The sequence below is a fragment of the Oricola sp. genome (assembly GCF_022763245.1).
Taxonomy (GTDB): domain Bacteria; phylum Pseudomonadota; class Alphaproteobacteria; order Rhizobiales; family Rhizobiaceae; genus Oricola.
This window is the reverse complement of the sequence record NZ_JALEGV010000009.1, coordinates 24,946-44,441: the sequence shown is the minus strand read 5'-3', so window position 1 is coordinate 44,441 and position 19,496 is coordinate 24,946. Positions and strand designations below refer to the sequence as shown.

18 protein-coding genes are annotated in these 19,496 nt (G+C 64.1%); 10 read left to right on the top strand and 8 right to left on the bottom strand.

The features are described 5' to 3' along the window. Positions 1-3 precede the first annotated feature (3 nt). Both MRY80_RS02490 and MRY80_RS02485 read right to left on the bottom strand, forming a co-directional pair. A complete protein-coding gene (locus MRY80_RS02490) occupies positions 4-876 on the bottom strand; it encodes a phosphoribulokinase (RefSeq protein ID WP_293287608.1) in 873 nt (290 codons plus the stop codon). A 21-nt stretch (positions 877-897) separates the two neighbouring features. After that, positions 898-1,935 (bottom strand): class 1 fructose-bisphosphatase, encoded by a 1,038-nt coding sequence (locus MRY80_RS02485; RefSeq protein ID WP_293287606.1) that lies wholly within the window; start codon positions 1,933-1,935, stop codon positions 898-900. A gap of 123 nt (positions 1,936-2,058) precedes the next feature. Between MRY80_RS02485 and MRY80_RS02480 the strand changes: the two genes are divergently transcribed. Further along, the gene (locus MRY80_RS02480; RefSeq protein ID WP_293287603.1) at positions 2,059-3,027 is read left to right on the top strand and encodes a LysR family transcriptional regulator; all 969 of its coding nucleotides are present in this window, start codon (positions 2,059-2,061) and stop codon (positions 3,025-3,027) included. A gap of 24 nt (positions 3,028-3,051) precedes the next feature. On the opposite strand, the gene MRY80_RS02475 is transcribed toward MRY80_RS02480, so the two are convergent. From MRY80_RS02475 to MRY80_RS02455, 5 genes are all read right to left on the bottom strand, one after another. Next, a complete protein-coding gene (locus MRY80_RS02475) occupies positions 3,052-3,288 on the bottom strand; it encodes an Lrp/AsnC ligand binding domain-containing protein (RefSeq protein ID WP_293287601.1) in 237 nt (78 codons plus the stop codon). 130 nt (positions 3,289-3,418) lie between these two features. After that, on the bottom strand, positions 3,419-4,546 hold the full coding sequence (gene apbC, locus MRY80_RS02470; RefSeq protein WP_293287598.1) for an iron-sulfur cluster carrier protein ApbC: 1,128 nt from the start codon (positions 4,544-4,546) through the stop codon (positions 3,419-3,421). A 92-nt stretch (positions 4,547-4,638) separates the two neighbouring features. Continuing rightward, a complete protein-coding gene (gene choV / locus MRY80_RS02465; RefSeq protein ID WP_293287595.1) occupies positions 4,639-5,691 on the bottom strand; it encodes a choline ABC transporter ATP-binding protein in 1,053 nt (350 codons plus the stop codon). A 4-nt stretch (positions 5,692-5,695) separates the two neighbouring features. Further along, positions 5,696-6,535 (bottom strand): choline ABC transporter permease subunit, encoded by an 840-nt coding sequence (choW, locus tag MRY80_RS02460; RefSeq protein ID WP_293287593.1) that lies wholly within the window; start codon positions 6,533-6,535, stop codon positions 5,696-5,698. Positions 6,536-6,620: 85 nt separating this feature from the next. Beyond that, complete coding sequence (locus MRY80_RS02455; protein ID WP_293287591.1) at positions 6,621-7,553, bottom strand: choline ABC transporter substrate-binding protein; 933 nt, start codon at positions 7,551-7,553, stop codon at positions 6,621-6,623. A gap of 104 nt (positions 7,554-7,657) precedes the next feature. On the opposite strand from MRY80_RS02455, the gene betI reads away from it, so the two are divergent. Genes betI through betA form a run of 5 tightly spaced genes read left to right on the top strand, consistent with a single transcriptional unit; the run spans position 7,658 to position 13,542 of the window. After that, a complete protein-coding gene (betI, locus tag MRY80_RS02450) occupies positions 7,658-8,248 on the top strand; it encodes a transcriptional regulator BetI (protein ID WP_293287588.1) in 591 nt (196 codons plus the stop codon). Further along, complete coding sequence (gene betC / locus MRY80_RS02445; protein ID WP_293287585.1) at positions 8,245-9,762, top strand: choline-sulfatase; 1,518 nt, start codon at positions 8,245-8,247, stop codon at positions 9,760-9,762. Before betI ends, betC begins: the two co-directional genes overlap by 4 nt. 1 nt (position 9,763) lies before the next feature. Beyond that, positions 9,764-10,405, top strand: a complete 642-nt coding sequence (locus MRY80_RS02440; protein WP_293287583.1) for a glutathione S-transferase family protein — start codon at positions 9,764-9,766, stop codon at positions 10,403-10,405. Next, positions 10,406-11,869: a betaine-aldehyde dehydrogenase gene (gene betB, locus MRY80_RS02435; protein ID WP_293287581.1), complete on the top strand. Its 1,464-nt coding sequence runs from the start codon at positions 10,406-10,408 to the stop codon at positions 11,867-11,869. It begins immediately after the preceding gene. 11 nt (positions 11,870-11,880) lie between these two features. Further along, a complete protein-coding gene (betA, locus tag MRY80_RS02430; RefSeq protein ID WP_293287579.1) occupies positions 11,881-13,542 on the top strand; it encodes a choline dehydrogenase in 1,662 nt (553 codons plus the stop codon). A 9-nt stretch (positions 13,543-13,551) separates the two neighbouring features. Here the strand turns inward: betA and purU are convergent, their stop codons facing one another. Then, positions 13,552-14,409 carry a formyltetrahydrofolate deformylase gene (purU, locus tag MRY80_RS02425; protein WP_293287577.1) on the bottom strand — a complete coding sequence of 286 codons (858 nt, stop codon included), beginning with the start codon at positions 14,407-14,409 and terminating at the stop codon, positions 13,552-13,554. 388 nt (positions 14,410-14,797) lie between these two features. On the opposite strand from purU, the gene MRY80_RS02420 reads away from it, so the two are divergent. The 4 genes from MRY80_RS02420 to MRY80_RS02405 are packed head-to-tail and all read left to right on the top strand — an operon-like array spanning position 14,798 to position 19,445. Beyond that, on the top strand, positions 14,798-15,841 hold the full coding sequence (locus MRY80_RS02420; protein ID WP_293287574.1) for a TRAP transporter substrate-binding protein: 1,044 nt from the start codon (positions 14,798-14,800) through the stop codon (positions 15,839-15,841). After that, positions 15,841-16,350: a TRAP transporter small permease subunit gene (locus MRY80_RS02415; protein ID WP_293287571.1), complete on the top strand. Its 510-nt coding sequence runs from the start codon at positions 15,841-15,843 to the stop codon at positions 16,348-16,350. The genes MRY80_RS02420 and MRY80_RS02415 overlap by 1 nt, the downstream gene beginning before the upstream one ends. Before the next feature lie 3 nt (positions 16,351-16,353). Then, on the top strand, positions 16,354-17,712 hold the full coding sequence (locus MRY80_RS02410) for a TRAP transporter large permease (protein ID WP_293287567.1): 1,359 nt from the start codon (positions 16,354-16,356) through the stop codon (positions 17,710-17,712). 23 nt (positions 17,713-17,735) lie between these two features. Beyond that, positions 17,736-19,445 carry a thiamine pyrophosphate-requiring protein gene (locus MRY80_RS02405; protein WP_293287564.1) on the top strand — a complete coding sequence of 570 codons (1,710 nt, stop codon included), beginning with the start codon at positions 17,736-17,738 and terminating at the stop codon, positions 19,443-19,445. The last annotated feature ends 51 nt before the right edge of the window (positions 19,446-19,496 follow it).

The following is a 19,496-nucleotide window of genomic DNA, read 5'->3' as shown; positions in this document are numbered from 1 at the left end:
CGATCAGGACGCGCGGCGCTTCAGATCCATCAGCTTGTGGATCAGCGGCGTGAAAATGAGCTGCATGGCGAGATCGAGCTTCTCGCCCGAACACACGATGGAATTGGCGCGCGACATGAAGCTGCCGTCGAGCATCGAGAGCAGATAGGGAAAGTCGATGCCGCGCGGATTGGCGAAGCGGATCACGAGCATCGATTCCGCCGGTGTGGGAATCCAGCGCGCCACGAACGGATTGGACGTATCGACCGTCGGAATGCGCTGAAAGTTGATGTTGGTCTCGGAGAATTGCGGGCAGATGTAGCGCGCGTAATCCGGCATACGTCGCAGGATCGTGTCCGTCACCGCCTCGGTGGAATAGCCGCGCGAGGCCTTGTCGCGATGGATCTTCTGGATCCACTCCAGATTGATGACCGGCACGACGCCGATCTTCAGGTCGATGTGCCTGGGCAGGTCGATCGCGTCCGTCTTCACGCAGCCATGCAGACCCTCGTAGAACAGGAGGTCGCTCGGCTGCAGGTCGGCCCAGTCTGTGAAGGTGCCGGGCGGCGCTCCGTAGAGATCGGCTTCCTTGTCGTCATGGACATAATGACGGGTCTTGCCGGTGCCCTTGCGCCCGTATTCCTCGAACACGGATTCCAGGATTTCCAGCTCGTTCGCCTCGGGGCTGAAATGCGAGAAGTTCGTGTTCCCTCTCGCCTCCTCCTCGGCCACCTTCTCCTTCATGCCGACGCGGTCGTAGCGATGGAACGCGTCGCCCTCGATGTAGGAGGCGGTCACGCCCTCCCGGTCGAAAATCTTCTTGAACGTGTCCTTGATCGTCGTGGTGCCGGCGCCCGACGAACCGGTGATCGCGATAATGGGATGCTTGTGGGACATGGGTTCTTCGTTCTTTCGGTGTCAGGCGCGGAACAGGCCGCGTTTTGCGAAAAGGGGATGACGCGTGCCGATCGCCGAGGGGTCGCTGTGATAGCGCGCGATCTTGTCGACCTCCTTCTTCGATCCGAAGACGAGCGGAGTGCGCTGGTGCACGTCGCCCGGCACGAGATCGAGGATGCGGGTGACGCCGTCGGTCGCCATGCCTCCGGCCTGCTCCACCAGAAGCGCGATGGGGCTCGCCTCGTAGATCAGCCGCAACCGGCCCTGCGCGTAGCCCTTGCGGCTGTCGCGCGGATAGAGGAACACGCCGCCGCGAATGAGGATGCGATAGGTGTCGGCCACCAGCGAGGCGATCCACCGCATGTTGAAGTCCTTCTCGCGCGGGCCTTCGGTCCCCGCGAGGCAATCGTCGATGTAAAGACGGGTCGTCTCGTCCCAGTGGCGGTAGTTCGACATGTTGATGGCGAACTCGGTCGCCATCGCCGGAATGGTCAGCGCCGGATAGGCTTCGACGAAGGTGCCGAGGCGGCTGGAAAAGACGTAGATGCGCGTGCCGTTTCGCTTGGTCAGCACCAGCGCCATCTGCGGTCCGTAGATGAAGAAGCCCGCCGCGAGTTGCTCCGAACCGGGCTGCGAGAATGTCGTGGCTGCGTCTTCCCTGCGCGGCAGGATGGAGAAGATCGTGCCGATGGAGACGTTCGTGTCGATGTTGGAGGAACCGTCGAGCGGATCAATCGCGACGGCGATGTCCGAATCCGGGTTGATGGTCACCGGATTGGCCAGTTCCTCCGAGGCGTAGTAGCCGATGCTCGCCTTGCGCGCGCCGTCGAGAAACAGATTGTCGGCGTGAACGTCGAGTTCCTTTTGCGTGTCGCCGCCTGCATTGGCGTTGCCGCGAGAGTCGGCGAAGGCCGCGCCGAGCGCGCCCTCGTTGATCGACTTGCGGACCAGGACGGCCGCCGCCGCGAAAGCGCGGATGACCTCGGCGATCTGCCCCTTCACCGGATCGTTGGATGCGGTGAACGTGTTGAGATACGCGTCGAGCGTCGCTGGTGTCATGTCGAAACCTCCCGTCGGCGACGCGGACTGGCCGAGCGCCGTGCCGTGATGAGATGCGGGAAGGTCTGAGATCAGTAAATTTTATTTTCTTTATTTTCGAGATAAGAAAATCTAACTACACACATGCTCAATCTCACCATGCGCCAGCTCCGCTCCCTGACCGCGATCGAACAAAGCGGAAAAATATCCATCGCCGCCAATGGGTTGGGCCTGACCGGCCCGGCCGTGACCTTGCAGCTCAAACAGGCGGAGGAAGAAATCGGCATGCCGCTTTTCGACCGAACGCCGGACGGCATGCGTCCCACTGCCGCAGGACAGGCCGTCCTGGAAGCGGCGCATGCTATTCAGGAGCGGCTGCGGGCGCTGGAAGAGGAGATCATCGCCTTCAAGGGCGGCAAGCGCGGGACCCTGAAGCTTGGCGCGGTGTCGACAGCGAAATATTTCGCGCCACGCCTCATCGCCGCGTTTCAGAAAACGCATCCCGACATCGACATCGAGCTCTTCATCGGCAACCGCGCAGAGACGATCGAGGCCCTCCGCCGCCAGACGATCGACATCGCCTTGATGGGACGCCCGCCGCGCGACCTTGAGGTCGAGGCCGCGCTCTTCGGAGATCACCCGCTGGTCATCATCGCACCCGCCGATCATAGGCTGGTCGGCAAGCGCGACATCACCAAGGAGGAGATCGCCGCTGAGAAGTTCCTCGTGCGCGAGCGAGGCTCGGGCACCCGCATATCATTGGAGATCTTCTTCGCCGACATCCCGGGCAAGCTGGAAAACCTCGGCACCGAGATGGGATCCAACGAGACGATCAAGCAGGCCGTCATGGCCGGGCTCGGCGTCGCGTTCATATCCGCCCACACGATCGAACAGGAATTGCAGCTCGGACGCCTTGCCATTCTCGACGTCTCCGGCATGCCCATCCGCCGGCAATGGTTCTCGGTCAGCCGCTCCGACCGGACGGCGTCGCCGGCCATGCGCATCTTCCGCGATTACCTCATCCGCGACGGCGCACGGCACCTGCCGATCACGCCGAAGACCTACCCCGCCGAAATGATCAGTAGCTATGCCGACACGCCGCTGAAGCGCTGACGAGACCGGCGCCGAAGGCTTCTCTCAGAACGCCTTGAAGGTCAGCGTGGTCAGCGACCGCGAGATGCCCTCGATGTCGAGGATGTGGTCGTTGACATATTTGCCGATGTCCTCGCCGGCCGGCACGTAAAGCTTCATCAAGAGGTCGTAGTCGCCGCTCGTCGAGTAGAGCTCCGAGGCGATCTCGCGCTCATAGACCTTGTCGGCCACCTTGTAGGCCTGTCCCGGATGGCAACGCAGCTGAACAAACACGCAATTCATCGAAGGTTCCTCACCATCACGTCCGGAAAAGGCCCGAGGCCACTGCCCCATCTCCTAAAGAAAATGCGTTCGAGATCAAGACCAAACGCCCCCGCCGCGATCCCGTAACGCACCGCCCGGAAGCTGCGGCCTAGTCGAAAACGATCGAAGGCGCCGCCTGCTGGGCCGCACCGATGCGCTGTTGAACCTGGCGGGCGATCTTCCGGTAGACTTCCGCGTTGGGGCTGTCGGGATCGAAGACCACGATCGGCGTCCCGGCGTCCGATTTCTCGCGAATATCCATCGTCAACGGCACCCCACCGAGGAACGGCACGCCCAGCTTTTCAGCTTCCTTCTCCGCGCCGCCATGGCTGAAGATGTCGTGCCGCGAGCCACAATCGGGACAGATGAAATAGCTCATGTTCTCAATGATCCCGAGAACCGGAACCTCTACCTTGCGGAACATGTTCAGCCCCTTGCGCGCGTCGATGAGCGCCAGGTCCTGGGGCGTCGAGACGATCACCGCGCCGGCGAGCGGCACGTTCTGGGCCATCGTCAATTGCGCGTCGCCCGTGCCCGGCGGCATGTCGACGACGAGCACGTCCAGTTCGCCCCAGGCCACTTCCTTGAGCATCTGGTTGAGCGCCGAAATCACCATCGGGCCGCGCCAGATCATCGGCGTGTCCTCTTCCACGAGGAAGCCCATCGACATCACCTTGACGCCGTAATTCTCCATCGGCTTCAGCGTCCGTCCGTCGATAGTCGTCGGCTTGCCGGTGATGCCCATCAGGCGCGGCATGGAGGGCCCGTAGATGTCCGCGTCCAGGATGCCGACCTTGAGGCCGAGCCCCTTGAGCGCCAGCGCCAGATTGACGGCGGTGGTCGACTTGCCCACCCCGCCCTTGCCGGACGCGACCGCGACGATCGAGGCGATGCCCGGAATGCCGGCCGGCTTGCGCGGCCCGCCACCCTGGGGCGGAACCTGCCGTGCTGGCTGCGGCGCGGGCCTTGGCTGGGACGACGGGCTTCCCGCCGTCTTGGCGGCGGTCAGGACGACACCGGCCTTCTCCACGCCCGGCACGCCAAGCGCGGCCCGCTCGGCCGCCTCGCGCAACGGCTCCAGCTCCTCGGCGCGTTCGGCCGGAACGGTCACGGAGAAGAACACCTTCGATCCCGCCTCGACGATTTCCGAGACGAGCCCGAGATCGACGATATTGCCGGTCAGGTCGGGGCCCTTCACCCGCTTCAGCTGCTCCAGAACAAGGTCCTTGATGGCCACGTCATTCCCCTTCTGTCTGGCGTTTCGATACGCCAGATAGGTGATTTGTCCTGCCAGTCCAATGGGGTGGCGCCGAAAGCGGACTCAATTTCTCAATCGGCGGACGCGTTTCCGTTGGCCGAAGGCTTGCCCGAGAAACCGGCGAGCATGCTTTGCGGCGTGATCACGCCGACCGGCTTTCCGGCCTTTTCCACCCGCAACGGCGCGTCATTGGACAGGAAGATGTCCATGATCGCGCCGACGCCCATGTCATGCGCGACGGCCTGTGCGCCGTCCGGCGCGGCCCCTTCGGTCATGACGTCCTCGGCGCACAGCACGCCGAGCGGGTTCATGTGCGCAACGAAATCGGCGACATAATCGTTCGCGGGCTTGCGGATGATCTCCTGCGGCGTCCCGCACTGGACGATGCGCCCGCCCTCCATAATCGCGATCCGCCCGCCGATCTTGAAGGCCTCGTCGAGGTCGTGGCTGACGAAGATGATCGTGCGCTTGAGGTTGGACTGTAGCTCCAGCAGTTCGTCCTGCAGCCGCGTGCGGATCAGCGGATCGAGCGCCGAGAACGGTTCGTCCATCAAGAGGATCGGTGCTTCGGTGGCGAAAGCCCGCGCCAGGCCGACACGCTGCTGCATGCCGCCTGAAAGTTCGCCCACCTTGCGCTCGGCCCAGTCCGTCAGCCCGACAAGCTTCAACTGCTCGCGCGCCCGCTTTTCGCGCTCGTCCCGCGACAGGCCCGACAGTTCGAGCCCGAAGGCGACATTGTCGAGCACGTTGCGCCACGGCAGCAGGCCGAACTGCTGGAACACCATGGAGATGCATTCGCGCCGGACGCGCCTGAGCGCCGCCCCGCCCGCATGGGTGACGTCCACCGGACCGCCCCCACCATCCACCACAACCCGTCCCCGAACCACGGGGTTCAGCCCGTTGACGGCGCGCAGCAGGGTGGACTTGCCGGAACCCGAAAGCCCCATGAGAACGAGTATCTCGCCGGCTTCGACGGACAACTGGCAATCGTGGACGCCGAGCACCTGGCCCGTTTCCTGCTGGATTTCCGCGCGATCCTTGCCCGCATCCATCATCGGCAATGCGACATGCGGCAGATCTCCGAAGACGATGGAGACGTTCTCGAAAACGACGGCGTGTTTCATCGGATCACCCGTCCTCCCCGTCGATGCGGAGCATCCGGTCGAGCATGATCGCCAGAACCACGATGATGAAGCCGCTTTCGAAGCCAAGCGCGGTGTTGACCGAGTTGAGCGCGCGCACCACGGGCACCCCCAGTCCGTCCGCGCCCACCAGCGCCGCGATGACCACCATCGAAAGCGACAGCATGATCGTCTGGTTGAGGCCGGTCATGATCTGCGGCAAGGCATAGGGCAACTCCACCTTCCACAGTCTCTGCGAAGGCGTCGCGCCAAAGGCGTCCGCGGCCTCCAGCAGGGAGCCGGGCGTGGACGAGACGCCGAGATGCGTCAGGCGAATGGGCGCGGGCACGACGAAGATGACGGTGGCGATCAGCCCCGGCACCATGCCGATGCCGAAGAACACGATGGCGGGGATCAGATAGACGAAGGTTGGCAGGGTCTGCATCAGGTCCAGGATCGGGCGCATGACCTGGTAGAGGCGCGGCCTGTGCGCCGCGGCGATGCCGATCGGCACGCCGACCGCCATGCAGACGACGCAGGCCGACAGCACCAGCGTCAGGCTCTCCGTCGTCTCTTCCCAGTAGCCCTGGTTCAGGATGAACAGGAAGCCGAGCAGGACGAAGAGCGGCGTCTTCCAGCTACGCCGCAACGCGAACGTTCCGGCGACGATGACCAGTACGACGACGATGGGTGGCGGCGTTTGCAGGATCCAGAGCAGCGCCTCGATCAGCACCTCCATCGCCTGCGCCAGCCCGTCGAAGAACCAGCCGGCATGATCCTGAAGCCAGTCGAACACCGCTTTCGCGGTCTTGCCCACGGGTATCTTGGTCTCGGTCAACCACTCCAACGCGCCCGTCCCCTCTGCCTGGAGGTCAATCGCCGCAGGATGCAGCGGGGCGGCCGCGAAGACAAGGCGCGGCCGCCTCTATCGATCAAAGGCCGAGTTCGGCCTTGACGGCGGCCATGGCGTCTCCACCGTCCTCGGTCGTCACGCCGTCGAGCCAGCCGTCGAGAACGGTGGGATTGGCCTTCAGCCACGCCGCGGCTGCATCGTCGGGATCCTCGCCGTCATTGAGGATGGCGCCCATGATCTCGTTTTCCATCTGCAACGAGAACTTCAGGTTCGACAGCAGCGCACCGATGTTCGGGCACTCCTCGGAATAGCCGGCACGGGTGTTGGTATAGACCGTCGCACCGCCGAGATCGGGACCGAAATACTCGTCGCCACCCGTCAGGTAGGACATCTCGAAATTGGCGTTCATCGGATGCGGCTCCCATCCCAGGAAGACGATCGGCTCGTCGCGCTTGCTGGCGCGGCCCACCTGGGCGAGCATGCCCTGCTCGGAGCTCTCCACGACCTCGAAACCGTCGAGACCGAAGGCGTCAGACGAGATCATGTCCATGATCAGGCGGTTGCCGTCATTGCCCGGCTCGATCCCGTAGATCTTGCCTTCCAGTTCGTCCTTGTGGGCGGCAATGTCGGCGAAGTCGGCGATGCCCATGTCCGCAGCGGCCTTGTTGACCGCCAGCGTGTATTTCGCGCCTTCGAGGTTCTCGCGAACCGTCTCCACGCTTCCGTCCTCGCGATAAGGCGCGATGTCGCCTTCCATGGTCGGCATCCAGTTGCCGAGGAAGATGTCGATGTCGCCCGATTTCATCGAGGCGTAGGTGACCGGCACCGACAGAACCTTGACGTCCACGTCATATCCGAGCGCTTCCAAAACCGTTTTGGTCGCAGCGGTCGTGGCGGTAATGTCGGTCCAGCCCACATCCGAAAACACCACTTCATCGCACTGGGCAAAGGCTAGGCTCGTGCTCGCCGCAAGCGCGGCGATCGTCGTCAGGGTGGACTTGCAGAGGGTCATATAGTCTCTCCTGTTGGCTTATCCGGCGGATGCGGATTTTCTTGATTGACGGATCAATTAAAAAACAACTAGGGATAATTGGCAAGCGACGATTGGAGAATGCTATGCCCAGGATCGGCATGGAAGCTGTCCGAAGAAGCGCCCTTGTCGATGCGGCCATCCAGGAGATCGGCTCGACGGGATCGCTGGAAGTCACCGTCAGCGCGATCGCACGACGCGCCGGAGTGTCCTCCGCCCTCGCTCACCACTATTTCGGCTCCAAGGACCAGATCTTCCTGGCGGCGATGCGACGCATCCTGAGCGATTTCGGCAATGACGTGCGCGCCCGCCTGTCGACCGCCGGCGGTCCGGTGGAACGGGTCCAGGCGATCATCGCGGCCAGTTTCGGTCCGGACCAGTTCGACCGCGAGATCGTCGCGGCCTGGCTCGCCTTCTACGTTCTGGCGCAGAAATCGCCCGAAGCCGGCCGCCTGCTGAGGGTCTATGCGCGCCGCCTGGACAGCAACCTCGTCTTCAACCTGCGCCAACTCGTCGGCGAGACCGCGGCCCGGCGCATCGCGCAAGGCCTCTCCTCGATGATCGACGGCTTCTACATCCGCCATGCCCTGCAGGAGCATGTGCCCGACCGCGAGGACATGAAGAAGCTCGTCTGCGAATATCTCGAAATGTGCCTGGAGAAAGAAAGTCAGTCGTGACGACCGCGCCCAACATCCTGATCCTGATGGTCGACCAGTTGAACGGGACGCTGTTTCCCGACGGCCCCGCCGACTGGCTGCACGTCCCGAACCTGCGCAGACTGGCAGAACGCTCCGTTCGCTTCGCCAACGCCTACACGGGCTCACCGCTCTGCGCGCCGGGACGGGCGAGCTTCATGGCCGGCCAGTTGCCGCGCCGCACGCGGGTCTATGACAACGCAGCGGAATTCGCCTCCGACATCCCGACCTATGCGCATCATTTGCGCCGCGCCGGCTACCAGACATGCCTGTCCGGCAAGATGCATTTCGTCGGCCCCGACCAGTTGCATGGTTTCGAGGAGCGCCTGACCACGGACGTCTATCCGGCCGATTTCGGCTGGACGCCGGACTACCGCAAGCCCGGCGAGCGCATCGACTGGTGGTATCACAACATGGGGTCCGTCACGGGCGCCGGCGTCGCCGAGATCACCAACCAGCTCGAGTATGACGACGAGGTCGCCTACCACGCCGTCCGCAAGGTCTATGACCTGTCGCGCGGCAAGGACGAGCGGCCCTGGATGCTGACGGTGTCCTTCACCCACCCGCACGACCCCTATGTCGCGCGGAAGAAATACTGGGACCTCTACGAGGATTGCGAGCACCTGGAACCGGTCGTGCCGGCCATCCCCTACGAGGAGCAGGACTCCCATTCCAAGCGGCTTTTCGACGCCAATGACTGGCGCAACTTCGACATCACCACGGATAACATCCGCCGCTCCCGCCGCGCCTATTTCGCCAACATCTCCTACATCGACGACAAGATCGGCGAGATCCTGGAAGCGCTGGAATCCTCGCGGCAGGCCGACAACACGATCGTCCTGTTCGTGTCAGACCACGGCGACATGCTCGGCGAACGCGGCCTCTGGTTCAAGATGAGCTTCTTCGAGGGCTCGGCGCGCGTCCCGCTGATGATCGCCGCGCCGAACGTCGTCCCGTCCCGCGTCATCGAACCGGTGAGCACGATGGACGTCACGCCGACACTCTGCGACCTCGCGGGCATCGACATCACCGAAATCGCGCCCTGGACGGATGGCCAGTCGCTCGTCCCTGCCATGGCCGGCGAGAAGCGCACGGAACCGGTGCGCATCGAATATGCCGCCGAAGGATCCTACGCGCCGCTCGTCTGCATCCGCCGCGGCAACTGGAAATACACCCATTGCGAATTGGACGATCCGCAGCTCTTTGACCTTTCGGCCGACCCGCACGAGATGAACAACCTCGCCCATGCGCCGGAACATCTTGAAACGGCTTCGGAATTTGCGCGGCTGGCCGGCCAGTTCTGGGACATGACGGCCTATGACGCCGAGATACGCCAGAGCCAGGCACGGCGCTGGGTCGTCTACGAGGCGCTGCGCAACGGCAGCTACTATCCATGGGACTACCAGCCGCTGCAGAAGGCGTCCGAACGCTACATGCGCAACCACATGGATCTGAACGTGCTGGAGGAGAGCCAGCGCTTCCCGAGGGGAGATTGAGATGCTGACCGTTTGGGGCCGCAAATCCTCCTCAAACGTGCAGGCGCTGATGTGGGCCATCGGCGAGCTTGGTCTCGCCTATGAGCGCCATGACGTGGGGCACACCTACGGCGGCAACGACACTCCGGAATTCCTGGCCATGAACCCGAACGGCACCGTGCCCGTTCTGAAGGACGGCGACGGCGACTTTCTGTGGGAGACCGGCGCGATCCTTCGATACGTCGCCAACCGCTACGGCGCCCCGCCCTTCTGGCCCGACGATCTGGCGGCGCGCGCGCATATCGACAAATGGACCGAGTGGTCGAAGATCAACGTCGCGATCAAGTTCACCGGACCGGTCTTCTGGCGCGTCGTCAGAACCGCACCGAAGGACCGCGACCCTGCCGCGATCGTCAGGGCCCTTCGCGAACTCGGCAGGTTCCTCGACATCGCCGAAACGCGCCTTGCCTCCCACCCCTTCCTTGCCGGGGACGATTTCACGCTGGCCGACATCCAGTTCGGCCACGTGCTGTATCGCTATTTCGACATCGATATCGATCGGACGCCGCGACCGGCGCTCGATCGCTACTATGTCAAACTGACAGCCCGGCCTGCCTTCCAGGAGCATGTCATGGTGTCATATGAAGAATTGAGGGTCTCGTAGATGCAAACACAACCCGCCGCCAGCCACTTCATCGACGGTGCGCCGGTCGAGGATGCCGCCGGCAAGCCGATCGAGGTCATCTATCCGGCGACAGGCGAAACGATCGCCACGCTTCACTCGGCCACCGACGCCGCAGTCGAAAAGGCACTCCAGACGGCCCAGCGCGCGCAGGGCGAATGGGCCGCCCTGTCTCCGACCGAGCGCGGCCGCGTCCTGCGTCGCGCCGCCGACATCATCCGCGATCGCAACCGCGCGCTCTCCGAACTCGAAACCCACGACACCGGCAAGCCGCTCCAGGAGACGCTCGTCGCCGACGCGATGTCAGGCGCCGACGCATTGGAGTATTTCGGCGGCCTCGCACCGACGATCGGCGGCCAGACCGTCGAGCTTGGCGGCGACTTCGCCTATACGCGCCGCGAGCCGCTGGGCGTCTGCCTGGGCATCGGCGCGTGGAACTACCCGATCCAGATCGCCTGCTGGAAGGCCGCGCCGGCGCTGGCCTGCGGCAATGCGATGATCTTCAAGCCGTCGGAGATGACGCCCCTCTCCGCGCTGAAATTGGCGGAAATCCTCATCGAGGCCGGCGCGCCTGCGGGCCTCTTCAACGTCGTGCAGGGCTATGGCGACGTCGGCGCGAAGCTGACCACCGATCCGCGCGTCGCCAAGGTGTCTCTGACGGGCTCCGTGCCGACCGGCCGCAAGGTCTATTCCAGCGCGGCGGAAGGCCTGCGCCACGTGACGATGGAACTCGGCGGCAAATCGCCCCTCATCGTCTTCGAGGACGCCGACATCGAAAGCGCCATCGGCGGCGCCATGCTCGGCAATTTCTATTCAACCGGCCAGATCTGCTCCAACGGCACCCGTGTCTTCGTGCACCGCGCCATTCGCGACCGCTTCGTCGAACGGCTGGTCGAGCGCACCCGCTCCATCGTCATCGGCGATCCGATGGACGAGGCCGTGCAGATGGGGCCGCTCGTTTCGGCGGCGCAGCGCGACAAGGTCATGGGCTATGTCGAACGCGGCCGACAGGAAGGCGCGACGCTGGAGATCGGCGGCGGCATTCCCTCGATCCAGGGCTTCGACAACGGCTTCTTCCTCGAGCCGGCGGTGTTCACCGGCGTCACGGACGACATGACGATCGCGCGCGAGGAGATCTTCGGGCCGGTCATGTCGGTCCTCGATTTCGACGACGAGGACGAAGTAATCGCCCGCGCCAACGCCACCGAATTCGGCTTGGCTGCCGGTGTCTTCACCGCAGACATCACCCGCGCCCACCGCGCCGTCGCCCGGCTGCAGGCCGGCACCTGTTGGATCAACGCCTACAACCTCACCCCCGCAGGCATGCCCTTCGGCGGCGTGAAGGCCTCCGGTTTCGGCCGCGAGAACGCGGCGGCGGCGATCGAAGCCTACAGCCAGGTCAAGAGCGTCTATGTCGGCCTCGGCCCCGTCGAAAGCCCCTATTGAACGAGACGGCCATGCAAGCGGATTTCATCATCATCGGTTCCGGCTCGGCCGGATCGGCCATGGCGCACCGCCTTTCCGAGGACGGCAGGCATTCCGTCATCGTCGTGGAGGCCGGCGGCACCGATGTCGGGCCCTTCATCCAGATGCCGGGCGCCCTGTCCTATCCGATGAACATGAAACGCTATGACTGGGGCTTCCAGTCCGAACCCGAGCCGCATCTGGGCGGCCGGCGCCTGGCGACCCCGCGCGGCCATGTCATCGGCGGCTCGTCCTCCATCAACGGCATGGTCTATGTGCGCGGCCACGCCCGCGACTACGACCACTGGGCCGAAACCGGCGCGACAGGATGGGCCTATGCGGACGTGCTGCCCTATTTCAAGCGACTGGAGAACTGGCACGATGGCGGCCATGGCGGCGATCCGGCCTGGCGCGGGACGTCCGGCCCGCTGCATGTGACGCGCGGCAAGCGCGACAACCCCCTCCACGCGGCCTTTGTCGAGGCGGGCAAGCAGGCAGGCTTCGAACTTACCGACGACTACAATGGCGAAAAGCAGGAAGGCTTCGGCCCGATGGAGCAGACGGTCTGGCAGGGCCGCCGCTGGTCGACCGCCAATGCCTATCTGAAGCCGGCGCTGAAGCGGGAGAACTGCACCCTCGTGCGCGGCTTCGCCCGCCGCGTCACCTTCGAGGGAAACCGCGCGACCGGCGTCGAGATCGACCGCGGCGGCCACGTCGAGACGCTCTTCGCCCGGCGCGAAGTGATCCTGGCCGCCTCCTCGATCAACACGCCCAAGATCCTGATGCTGTCGGGCGTCGGCCCGGCCGCCCATCTTGGCGAGCATGGGATCGGCCTTGTCGCCGACCGGCCCGGTGTCGGCCAGAACCTGCAGGACCATCTGGAACTCTACATCCAGCAGGCCTGCACCCAGCCGATCACGCTCTACTCATACTGGAACCTTTTCGGGAAGGCCTTCGTCGGCGCGCAGTGGCTCTTCACGAAGACCGGCGTCGGCGCCTCCAACCAGTTCGAGAGCGCCGCCTTCCTGCGGTCGAAACCCGGCGTGGACTACCCGGACATACAGTATCATTTCCTGCCGATCGCGGTGCGTTACGACGGCAAGGCGGCGGCCGAGGGCCACGGTTTCCAGGCGCATGTCGGCCCGATGCGCTCGCCATCGCGCGGTAGTGTCACGCTCAGTTCGTCGGACCCGAAGGCGGCGCCGAAGATCCTGTTCAACTATATGAGTCACGAACAGGACTGGGCCGATTTCCGCCACTGCATCCGGCTGACTCGCGAGATCTTCGGCCAGGCCGCCTTCGAACCCTACCGCGGCAAGGAAATCCAGCCCGGCGTATCCGTTCAGAGCAACGCCGAACTCGACGATTTCATTCGCGAACATGTCGAGAGCGCCTACCACCCCTGCGGCAGCGCCCGCATGGGCCGGGCGGACGATCCGCTTGCCGTCGTCGATCCGGAATGCCGCGTGATCGGCGTTGAGGGCCTGCGCGTCGCAGACTCCTCGATCTTCCCGCGCATCACCAACGGCAATCTGAACGGGCCTTCGATCCTCGTCGGGGAAAAGGCGTCCGACCACATCCTCGGCCGCACGCCGCTCGCGCCCGAGAACGCCGAGCCCTGGATCAATCCGCGCTGGCGGACATCCGACCGCTGACGCCGCCGGTCACTTCGCGAAGACGACCGTCTTGTGGCCGTTCAGCATGACACGGCGCTCCAGATGCATCTTCACCGCGCGAGCCAGGACGCGGCTCTCGATGTCACGGCCGGCGGCGACGAAATCGTCCGCCGTCATCGCGTGGCCGACGCGCTCCGTCTCCTGCTCGATGATCGGCCCCTCGTCGAGATCCGGCGTTACGTAATGGGCCGTCGCGCCGATCAGCTTGACGCCGCGCTCGAACGCCTGATGATAGGGCTTGGCGCCCTTGAAGCTCGGCAGGAAGGAGTGGTGGATGTTGATCACCGCACCAAACAGCCGGTTCGACAGCTCGTTCGACAGCACCTGCATGTAACGCGCCAGGATGACGAGCTCCGCGCCGGTCTCCTTGACCAGCGCCAGGAGTTGCTCCTCCTGCTCCGCCTTGTTGTCCTTCGTCACCTTCCAGCAGTGATACGGAATGCCCTCGATCTCGGCGGTACGGCGCGAGTCCTCGTGGTTTGAGACGATCGCGACCACCTCCGCCGGAAGCCAGCCGACACGGATCTGGTACAGCAGGTGCAGCATCGCGTGGTCGAACTTGGAGACCATGATGATGATCTTCGGCCGCCGCTCGAGATCGGCGATCGTCATCTTGATGGAGAACCGGTCCGACGCCGGCTTGAGAGCCCGCTCGACGGCGTCTCGGTCCACGCCGTCCGGCGCGGTGAACGCGATGCGCAGGAAGAAACGGTTGGTCTGGCGGTCCCAGAACTGGTTGGATTCGGCGATGTTCGCGCCGATGGCGGCAAGTTCGGTCGTGACCGCCGCGACGATGCCCGGACGGTCCTCGCAAGTCAGCGTGACGACAAATTGGCGCTCATTCATGGCTTAACCTTCCCGGTTTGGCTCGCGCTCGACGCGCGCATTCCTCATAATGCATTCCCCGACGGATGCCACGCCGGACATGCATCATTGTCAGCATTCACGCAATTCCGCAACATTCTCACATTATGAGAGAAATGCACGACAATTCGCACAGGCGCCACGGATTTTTTTGCATTCTTTTCCCAAGTTTTTGCAGGTCGATATGCGCTAGAAGGCTCTGACCGCAGACTTTGGTTTAGTCGGGCGGCGAATGTGGTGACAACCGGCCGAAAAAGCGTTTGAAATAGACGGAGAGGCTCCGTTGGGAGGCGAGAGCGGCACGATCGTGTGCGGTCGTGTCCATCGGGCCTGGAGGCCATGTCACAGAAATTGTCATGAGGAGGTAACCATGAAAGCATTGAAATTCGCGGGCGCGGCCGTTCTCGGCGCGGCCATGGCGCTCGCCGGCACGTCGCTGGCGTCGGCGCAGGAATTCACCTTCAAGCTCCATCACCTGCTCGGCGCCAAGGCGCCTGCGCAGACCCAGATGCTCGAGCCCTGGGCGAAGCAGGTCGAGGAAAACTCCGGCGGCCGCGTCAAGATCGAGATCTATCCGGCCATGTCGCTCGGCGGCCGCCCGCCGGAGCTGGTCCAGCAAGTTCGTGACGGCGTCGTTGATCTGATCTGGACGGTGAACGGCTACACGCCGGGCCTGTTCCCGCGCACGGAGGTCTTCGAACTTCCGACCGTCTTCAAGAACGACCCGAAGGCAGCCAACCTCGCCCTCTACGACATGTTCGAGGACGACCTGAAGGAAGAGTACAAGGGCGTCGAGGTCATGTTCCTCCACGTTCACGCCGGTCAGGCTCTCCACATGCGCGACAAGCTCGTCCGCACGCCGGAAGACGTCGCCGGAACCAAGCTCCGCATCCCGACGCGCACCGGCGCCTGGGTCATCGAGGCGCTTGGCGCCGCGCCGACCGCCATGCCGGTTCCGGAGCTGCCGCAGGCCCTGTCCAAGGGTGTGGTCGACGGCGCTCTGATCCCGTGGGAAATCATCCCGCCGCTGAAGATCCATGAGCAGACCAAGTATCAGATCGAAGGCTATGACAAGGCTCGCCTTGGCACCACCACCTTCCAGGTCTCGATGAACAAGGCGCGCTGGGACGGCCTGCCGGACGACATCAAGAAGGCCTTCAAGGACGCTTCCGGTCCGGATTGGTGGGCGCAGGTCGGCGACATCTGGCGCGCATCCGACGAGTTCGGCATCAAGATGGCCGTCGATTCCGGCAATGAGCACATCACGCTCACCGAGGAAGAAACCGCTGCCTTCGACGCCGCTCTCGAACCGGTCGTGCAGCGCTGGGTCGACGAAGTTACCAGCCAGGGCATTGACGGCGCTGGCCTCGTCGAGAAGGCGCGCGCCGGCATCGCCAAGCACAGCAGCATGTAATGACTGCGACAACGTCACAAGAGCGGGCGGGGCTTGACGGCCTCGCCCGCACTGCGATCACGCTATGGGCCTTCTTCGGAGGCCTGGCGCTGTCGCTCGTCGTCCTGATCAACGTCGCCTCGGTGATCGGCGGCGTCGTCTGGAAGCCTTTCCCGGGCGACTTCGAAATGACGGAGGTCGGCGTCGCCGTCGCAGCCTTCGCGTTCCTGCCCTATTGCCAGTTGGTCGGCGCCAACGTGACCGCCGACATCTTCACCAGCCGCGCGCCCGTCCGCCTGGTCGCCTTCTTCGGCGTCCTCGCGTCGCTCGTCGCGCTCCTTTTCAGCCTGCTGCTTCTGTGGCGCATGTATTACGGCATGCTTGACCAGAAGGCTTATGGCTACACGACCGCGATCCTGCAGTTCCCGCACTGGATTGCCTTCGTCCCGATCCTGATCTCGCTCGCCCTCCTCGCGGTCGCGGCGCTGATCACCCTGATCGAGAACACCAATTCGCTGAGGAAAGCCTGAGCCATGGCCGACGCGCTTCTGATAGGTCTGGCCGGTCTCGCCGTCCTGATCGTTCTGATCGCCATCCGCATGCCGATCGCCTATGCGATGATCCTGGTCGGCGGCGTCGGCGTGACGCTGCTCAACGGCAGCGCCATCTTCATGAGCCAGCTGAAGACGCTGGCCTACGGCCAGTTCTCCATCTTCGACCTGTCCGTAGTGCCGATGTTCGTCTTCATGGGCGCGCTGGCGACGCGCGCCGGGCTCAGTCAGGACATGTTCCGCGCCGCCAATGCCTGGCTCGGTTGGCTGCGGGGCGGCACGGCGATGGCCGCGATTTCCGCCTGCGCGATCTTCGGCGCCGTCTGTGGCTCGTCACTGGCGACCGCGTCAACGATGGGCAAGGTCGCCCTGCCCGAGCTCAAGCGCTACAACTATGCCGGCTCGCTCGCTACGGGCACGCTTGCCGCGGGCGGCGTGCTGGGCATCCTGATCCCGCCCTCCGTCGTCCTGATCATCTACGCCATCATCGTGGAAGCCAACATCGTCACCATGTTCATGGCGGCGCTGATCCCCGGCATCCTGGCCGTGCTGCTCTTCCTGTTGACGATCGCGATCTATGTGAGCATCTGGCCGAATGCGGGACCGCGTGGCGGGACGAGCAACCGCGAGGAATTCGTCGCCGCGACCGTTGGCGTCATCCCCGTTCTCCTCATCTTTCTGATGGTGATCGGCGGCATCTATGCGGGCCTCTATAACCCCACCCCGGCGGCCGCCGTCGGCGTGTTCCTCGTCTGGCTCTACGCGGTCGTGCGCGGCAGGCTCGACCTGCGCGGAATGAAGGACTCGCTCTTCGAGACCGCACAGACGACAGGCATGATCTACCTGATCCTGCTTGGCGCGGAGATGCTTAAGATCTTCATGTCGCGCGCCGGCGTGCCGCAGGTCGCGGCCGAATGGATGGTGTCGTCCGGCTTCGAGCCCATGATCGTCCTCATCCTGCTGCTGTTCGCGCTGATCCTGCTCGGCTGCCTGATGGACAGCCTGTCGATGATACTGCTGGTCATCCCCTTCTTCTGGCCCGTGCTGATGGAGCTCAACGGCGGCATCTATCAGGGTGCGGAAGGCGCCGGCTTCGGCATGAGCACGGAAGAGCTCAAGGTCTGGTTCGGCATTCTGGCGTTGATCGTCGTCGAACTGGGGCTGATCACGCCACCGGTCGGCATGAATGTTTTTGTCATCTCCGCTTTGGCAAAAGACACGCCCATGAGTGAAACTTTTAAGGGTGTCATGCCATTCTTCCTGGCGGAACTTATCCGGGTGGCCGTTCTCGTGGCATTCCCGGCAATCACGCTCTGGCTGCCAAGACTCTTGAGCGGCTGACAAGAAAATGGGGGAGACAAGCAATGAAACACACCGCTTCCGATGACATCACCGCAGGCGGCGCCATCTTCACGCGACTGAAGGCGCTGGGGGTGGACTATGTCTTCGCCAATTCCGGTACCGACTTTCCGCCGATCATCGAGGGTCTGGCGGAGGCCGCCGCCAAGAATATCGACCTGCCGACGCCGATAGTCATCCCGCATGAGCATGCCGCGCTCGGCATGGCGCATGGCTACTACCTGATGAGCGGCAAGGCCCAGGCGGTCATGCTGCACACCAATGTCGGCCTCTCCAACGGCGCGACGGGCGCGATCAACGCCGCCTGCGAGCAGATTCCGATGTTTCTGATGTCGGGGCGTACCCCGGTCATGGAAGGCGACCGCTTCGGCGCGCGCACCGTGCCGATCGGCTGGGGCCAGGAGATGCGCGACCAGACCGCGCTCGTGCGCGAAGCGTGCAAATGGGACTACGAGTTGAAGTTCCCCGAGCAGATCGCCGGCCTGATGGATCGCGCATATGCGATCGCCAATTCCACGCCGAAAGGCCCCGTCTACCTGTCGCTGCCGCGTGAAGTGCTGTGCGAGGCGACGCCGCGCGAAGGGCTGGAAGCCCCCTCGACAATCCAGCCGGTCACCGGCGCGCCCAATCCGCGTGACATCGAAACCGCTGCACGCTGGCTGGCGGAGGCGAAGAACCCGCTGGTCATCGCCCAGCGCGGCACCGGCGACGAGGCGAGCTTCGCCGCTTTCGCGAACTGGGCCGAGTCGTGGGGTATTGCCGTCTCCTCTTGGTGGGCGACGCATCTCTCGATTTCCACCGAGCATCCCTGCCATGTCGGAGGCAACCCTGGCCCGTGGATGGAAAAGGCCGATGTCGTCGTCGTCCTCAACTGCCTCGCTCCCTGGTGGCCGGACAAACACCATCTCGCCGACGGTGCGAAGGTCATCAATATCGGCCCCGACCCGGTCTTCAGCCGTTACCCGGTGCGCAATTTCCGCTCCGACATCACGATCGCCGGCGAAACGGCGTTGACGGTGCCGGCGCTCATCGAGGCGATGCGGCCTTTGTACCGGGACGAGAACGCCCTCGCCGCCCGGCGCGCGCAACTCGCCAAAGCCTCGGCGGAAAATCGCGCGACGCTCGCCGAAGCCGCCGCCGACACGTCGCGCGGGATCACCAAGGCTCATGTCAGCCGCTGCCTTGGCGAGGCGCTCAAGGGCATCAAGTCCAGCGTCTTCTCCGAGCTCGGGACGATGCTCGGCTTCATTGCGCGAGAGGATCACAAGTCCTGGTTCCAGGAGCCGCATTCCGGCGGCCTCGGCTGGAGCTTCCCGACCGCGCTGGGCGCGCAACTGGCAGAACCGGACCGCGTCTGCGTCGCGACGATGGGCGACGGCTCCTACATGTTTTCCAACCCGACGGCCTGCCACCAGATCGCCGAGGCGCTGGAACTGCCGGTGCTGATCATCATCCTCAACAACGAGGAATGGGGCGCGGTGCGCGCCTCGGTGACGGACCTCTATCCGAGCGGCTTCGCCTCGCGCGCCAACGAGATGCCGCTGACCGCGCTGAAGCCGTCACCCGACTTCACCAACATCGCCGCCGCCAGCCGCGCCTGGGCCAGAAAAGTGACCGATCCGGCAGAGTTGCCGAAAGTGATCGAGCAGGCTTTGCGCGTCGTGCGCGAGAACCGCCGTACGGCCCTGTTGGATGTTCGCGTCCTGCCGAACTGAGGCGGAAAACGAGGCAACAAAAAAGCGCGCTGGCATGACGCCAGCGCGCTT